Raw genomic sequence first — 5,780 nt, forward strand, 5'->3', positions numbered from 1 at the left:
CTTGCTCAATTAAAGATAGTCGAGCAAAATCCATTCAATTAACACAAAAAGGATTGAATAAAGCAAATGAAACTGTACCTTTGGTTGAACAAATAGATAAAGATTTTTTTTCAACATTACAAGGTGATAAAGAACAATTTATGGAAATGTTATTAACACTATTAAAAACCAACATGAAGGGATAAAATCATTTATAAATTTTTATTATTTATTGTTTTTATCAACTTTGAATGCATCAACTTGACTTAAAATAAGTTTTTGAAGACTTTGTCTCAAATTTCTAGAACAAAATACTTTAAAACTAAATCGTTATAACTCAAGCTGTTAAAGCTCATTACTTGACTAAATTTAATTAAAAAAGGTGATATTACATCACCTTTTATCTATAGTTAGAACGTTTTGCTAAACTTATTTTGTCGCATTTTGTTCTTGAGCTGATTGAATCGCAGTTAAAGCAATAGTGTAAACAATATCATCAACTAATGCACCACGAGATAAGTCATTAACTGGTTTACGCATACCTTGTAACATTGGGCCAATCGAAACAAGATCCGCTGAACGCTGTACAGCTTTATAAGTCGTATTACCGGTATTAAGATCAGGGAAGATAAATACTGTTGCTTTACCTGCTACTTGTGAATTTGGCGCTTTCGATTTTGCTACATCTGGCATTACCGCGGCATCATATTGCAATGGACCATCGATCATAAGATCTGGACGTTTTTCTTGAGCAATGCGAGTTGCTTCTTTCACTTTTTCAACATCAGCACCTTGACCCGAGCTACCTGTTGAGTAAGAGATCATCGCAACGCGTGGTTCAATACCAAAGGCGATTGCTGTATCAGCTGATTGAATCGCAATTTCAGCCAATTCTTGTGCATTTGGATCTGGATTAATTGCACAGTCACCATAAATATACACTTGATCTGGCATTAACATAAAGAATACTGATGAAACAAGTGAACTACCTGGGGCAGTTTTAATTAATTGTAATGGTGGACGGATAGTATTAGCGGTTGTATGCACAGCACCTGACACTAAACCATCAACTTCATTTGCTTCAAGCATCATTGTACCAAGTACTACGTTATCAGCTAATTGCTCACGAGCAATTACTTCTGTCATACCTTTATTTTTACGTAATTCAACTAAACGAGGTACATACTTTTCACGAATTAATTCAGGATCAACAATTTCAACACCTTGACCTAAAGTGACGCCTTGTGAAGCGGCAACTTTACGCACTTCGTCCGGATTCCCTATTAATACACATTTAGCGATATTACGCTCAGCACAAATTGCGGCTGCTTTAACCGTTCTTGGTTCATCCCCTTCTGGCAATACAACCACTTTCTTAGCATTACGTGCAAGCTCTGTTAATTGATAACGGAAAGCTGGTGGAGATAAGCGACGAGCAGAATTAATCACTTCATTTAATGATTTGATCCAATTTGCATCAATATGATCAGCCACAAAATTTTGTGTGCTTTCCATTCGCTCTTTATCGTCAACTGGAATTTCTAAATTAAATTGCTGTAAATTAATAGATGTTTGGAAAGTATTAGTTTGCACAGTAAATACTGGTAAACCTGTATCAAAAGCTGGTTGGCATAATTTTGCGATCTTTTCATCAATATCATAACCGCCCGTTAAAAGCACACCACCAATAGCCACACCATTCATGGCAGCTAAACTAATAGCAACTAATACATCAGCACGATCAGCTGAAGTCACTAACAGTGCATTAGGTTGTAAATGGCTAATAATATTAGGCACACTACGTGAGCAGAAAGAAATATGTTTGATTCGACGGTTTTTGATATCGCCTTCATTAATAATTTTTGCATCAAAATGTTTAGCAATATCAATAGAACGGCAAGCACTTAAATCTATATTCCAAGGAATACAACCCAGAACAGGAAGTGGGCTATGCGCACTTAAATCTTTAATGGTGATTTTTTTATCGTCAAATTTAGGGGTATGATAAATTTCGGCAACATCTGGGCGAGCAAGATTTTGTTCTTCAACTGGCGCATTCACTTTATTAACAATCACACCAACGATTTTTTCGTTTTTAATACCACCAAAGTTAGAACGCGCAATTTCAATACGATCTCTAAGCTGTTCTGGTGTATCTTTACCCATATTAACGACAAAAATAATTTCGGCGCCAAGGGTTTTAGCGATATTATTATTAAGCTCGTTAGCAAATGGATAATCCGATGTTGGCACAATACCTTCAACTAAAACAACATCAGCACCTTTCGTGTTTTCAGCATAAAGGGCAACGATTTCTTCCATTAATACATCTTGTTGATTTAAACCTAATAGGTTTTCAACATGGCTCATTTTAAGCGGTTTTAGCGCTGGAATTGATGTGTTGTGGCTAACTAAAGTTGTCGTATTATCTGGCGCATCACCACCAGCTCTTGGCTGTGCAACGGGCTTAAATACATTTAAGTTAATACCTTGACGCTCCATAGCTCGAATAACACCAAGGCTCACACCAGTTAAACCAACATTGGTGCCAGTTGGAATGAGCATAATTGTACGAGACATAATTGTTACCTCTTAATTCTTCATTATATAAAAACAAACCGCCATTTAGGCGGTTTTAAATATTTATTACGCGGTTAGACGCGCAGCATCTTGAGCAATAACAAGTTCTTCATTGGTTGGAATAACCATCGCAATTGCAGAACCCTCTTTAGTAATTGTACCACCTTGGCCAAAACGAGCAGCAAGATTACGCTCTTGATCAAGTTCAAAGCCAAGAATGCTTAATTTTTGTAATGCCATACGACGAACTTCTTCAGAATTTTCCCCAATACCGCCAGTAAAGACGATAGCATCTAAACGACCGTCTAATAACATTGCATAACCACCGATATATTTTACTAAACGATGAACAAAAACATCTAAAGCATTTTTGGCATCTTCATTAGTATCATAATTATCGGTGACATAACGGCAGTCACTGCTTACACCTGTCAAACCTAATAAACCTGATTTTTTGTTTAAAAGATTGTTAATATCGGCAACTGACATTTTTAAATTGTCGTGTAAGAAGAACATAATAGCAGGATCGATATCACCGCTGCGCGTACCCATAACTAAACCTTCGAGTGGCGTTAACCCCATTGAAGTTTCAACACATTCGCCATTTTTAACGGCAGTAATTGATGCGCCATTACCTAAATGACAAGTGATCACATTCGTTTGGTCAACAGGTTTATTTAATAATCTTGCCGCTTCACGGCTAACATAATAATGGCTAGTACCGTGCGCACCATAACGACGAACGCCATGTTTAGTATAAAGCTCGTTAGGAAGAGCATATAAATAAGCTTCTTTTGGCATTGTTGTATGGAATGCGGTATCAAACACAGCCACATTTTTATTTTTTAAGTGTGGAAAAGCTTCAAATGCCTCACGAATACCGATTAAATGAGCTGGATTATGTAACGGAGCAAAAGCTGCTGCATCTTCAATACCTTTTAATACTGAATCATCAATCACAACTGATTGTGTATATTTTTCACCGCCGTGAACAATTCGATGACCAATAGACTTAATACTATCTAATAATTCTGGTTTTTGTGGGAAGATACTATTAACGATAAATTTAATTGCTTCACTATGTGCAGCGCCTGCACCTAAAGATGCTTCACCTTTAACACCATCAAGTTTCCACTTAATGCGTGCATCAGGCAGGTTAAAACATTCGGCTAATCCAGAAAGAAACTCATCACCGTTTTCAGGGTTAATAATAGCAAATTTTAATGATGAACTTCCGCAATTAAGAACAAGAGCGTTATTACTTGATGACATAGTAATTCCTATAGATTGAATAAAAAGATATATACCAATCAAAATTGGTAACTAAGCACATGATTTAAAATCAATGTGACTACGCTAAGGTGACTTCTGGTATCTTACTTTTTGAGATAGAATAATGAGAGTCCCCAATTTGAATGGTACTATTTTAAGATAATAACAAGTGAATGTCGAGGAATCGGAAAAATATGAATGTAATAAGCACATTTAAAGCAGGTCAACGATATATAAAGCTTTGCCCGACAGATAAACAATTAGCATATTCATTTCCTGAATTAAAAATCATTAACTACATAAAAACTACAAGCAAATACTTACCACCAATCGTTATTGGTTTGCTAGTTTGGCAATATTACATGCCAGCACAAATTGCGGTAACAGCAATAACCGTACTATTTACTTTAAGCTTACCGCTACAAGGGATATATTGGCTAGGTAAACGAGCGCTATCACCACTCCCTCTTAATTTAATTGATTGCTATAACCAGTTAAAAGCAAAATTAGTTGCGAAAAAAATCGTCGCTGAGAATAGCCCTGAAGTCAACAAATTAACGTTTGAAGAATTTATGAAACTGATCAAACTTGCAAAAGAACATTTAGGCGACTATTTTGGTCAAGATAATGATAACTCACCTTATGATAAAGGCTAATATCCATGGCAGATTTAATTAATACTCTACAAAATCAAATTGACCGACTTGAACAGCAAATCAGTTTAGCCAACGAACAACAATATCAAGAGCCTTATTTTGACGAACAATTATTTCAAACCAATAACATTGTCACAGACAAAGCCTTTTATCTTGCAAAGATCAAACAAACATATCAAGCGTTAATGGCTAATATCAAATCAGAAAAAGTTGAACAAATCACCTTTTTATCAGACACATTAGTCAACCAAATTGCCGCCCTAACACGCGAACTTGCTACCCACAACTTACGTCGCAAAGATCTAAAAAACATTTTTGAAGAAACATTAGCCCAAAAACACATGCGCCATTTAGATTATTTACGTCGATTACAAGAGATGAAATATGAACTAGAATTATCACCTGATGTGATCAACCAAAGCAAAATTGCTGCGCTTGATAACCGCATCTACCGCTGTGAACAAGCCATTAACAAGATTGAATTAGAAATGGAAAATGATGGGAATTTAGCTGAATAAACATAGATTAAAATACATAGATTAAAATAAGTCGTGAAAATTTATGGAACAAAAATTTAAAAATTATCGTATTGATGCTATTGATAACATTCAAAAAAAAACCTTTAAGCCACTTTCTAGCGATGGAAATATTCGATTTCGATATAATGCTGTATATAAAATTATAATGATTGCTTTTTATATTTTACTAGTCATTAACTGGATTTATTACTCATTCAAAGTAGGTAGGGAAACAATTCTTTCAGATTTTTTTAATACTAGTTACTGCATTTTTTCGATAGTAATTAGTTTTATTATCGCTCTCTTCTTTTATTTAATGACTAAACCAAATTTAATTGCGGTGAAAGTTCCCATACCACGGTGGGAAAGAATTAAATTCTTGCTAGGGCATTTTTTTCAATTTTTTCTATGCTCGATTTTTATTACAATTTGCCTACCAATCAATTTAGTTCATCTCTACCCGGGAAATACATATAATTATTTGACAGATTATGAAATTACAACACCGGGGCCCCAAAAACGGCACTATCATCGCTACGCTAACGGTATAAAAATTCATGATCCATATACATCAAAAAAATTTTTTCTACCATTTACAAAAAAAAATGACGCTGATATTTACCCTAAAAAATTATTGGTAACCATTAAAAGTAATTTTTGGGGATCTTATCTTATTGATTACAAACTATATGATAAAGCGCCTCAATTACCTAAAAATAACGTGATTGATAATTAAAACTCTCTTAAAACATCAGTATTATCAAATAATCGTGAG

Annotated in this window: 5 protein-coding genes and 1 pseudogene; 4 read left to right on the forward strand and 2 right to left on the reverse strand. The window is 34.8% G+C overall.

Annotation, left to right across the window (positions count from 1 at the left end; genetic code table 11):
- Nucleotides 1–185, forward strand: a pseudogene (locus A9G30_RS12810) (MarR family transcriptional regulator); the annotation flags it as partial.
- 223 nt (nucleotides 186–408) lie between these two features.
- Here A9G30_RS12810 and pta read toward each other — a convergent pair.
- Nucleotides 409–2,559, reverse strand: coding sequence for a phosphate acetyltransferase (pta, locus tag A9G30_RS00380; protein ID WP_065587712.1), 2,151 nt, complete (start codon nucleotides 2,557–2,559; stop codon nucleotides 409–411).
- 66 nt (nucleotides 2,560–2,625) lie between these two features.
- On the reverse strand, nucleotides 2,626–3,831 hold the full coding sequence (locus tag A9G30_RS00385) for an acetate kinase (protein ID WP_065580422.1): 1,206 nt from the start codon (nucleotides 3,829–3,831) through the stop codon (nucleotides 2,626–2,628).
- A 194-nt stretch (nucleotides 3,832–4,025) separates the two neighbouring features.
- Here A9G30_RS00385 and yfbV point away from each other — a divergent pair, with 194 nt between their 5' ends.
- The 3 genes from yfbV to A9G30_RS00400 are packed head-to-tail and all read left to right on the forward strand — an operon-like array spanning nucleotide 4,026 to nucleotide 5,741.
- On the forward strand, nucleotides 4,026–4,487 hold the full coding sequence (gene yfbV / locus A9G30_RS00390) for a terminus macrodomain insulation protein YfbV (protein ID WP_065581857.1): 462 nt from the start codon (nucleotides 4,026–4,028) through the stop codon (nucleotides 4,485–4,487).
- 5 nt (nucleotides 4,488–4,492) lie between these two features.
- Nucleotides 4,493–5,005: a primosomal replication protein PriC gene (gene priC / locus A9G30_RS00395; RefSeq protein ID WP_065581856.1), complete on the forward strand. Its 513-nt coding sequence runs from the start codon at nucleotides 4,493–4,495 to the stop codon at nucleotides 5,003–5,005.
- 43 nt (nucleotides 5,006–5,048) lie between these two features.
- A complete protein-coding gene (locus A9G30_RS00400; RefSeq protein WP_065581855.1) occupies nucleotides 5,049–5,741 on the forward strand; it encodes a hypothetical protein in 693 nt (230 codons plus the stop codon).
- The last annotated feature ends 39 nt before the right edge of the window (nucleotides 5,742–5,780 follow it).

It is taken from the genome of Gilliamella sp. Fer4-1 (assembly GCF_001690515.1).
GTDB lineage: Bacteria > Pseudomonadota > Gammaproteobacteria > Enterobacterales > Orbaceae > Gilliamella > Gilliamella apicola_C.

Coding starts and splice junctions, on each gene's coding strand:
- pta (WP_065587712.1), bottom strand. CDS start 2,559: ATGTCTCGTACAATTATGCTCATTCCAACTGGCACCAATGTTGGTTTA.
- yfbV (WP_065581857.1), top strand. CDS start 4,026: ATGAATGTAATAAGCACATTTAAAGCAGGTCAACGATATATAAAGCTT.
- priC (WP_065581856.1), top strand. CDS start 4,493: ATGGCAGATTTAATTAATACTCTACAAAATCAAATTGACCGACTTGAA.
- A9G30_RS00400 (WP_065581855.1), top strand. CDS start 5,049: ATGGAACAAAAATTTAAAAATTATCGTATTGATGCTATTGATAACATT.
- A9G30_RS00385 (WP_065580422.1), bottom strand. CDS start 3,831: ATGTCATCAAGTAATAACGCTCTTGTTCTTAATTGCGGAAGTTCATCA.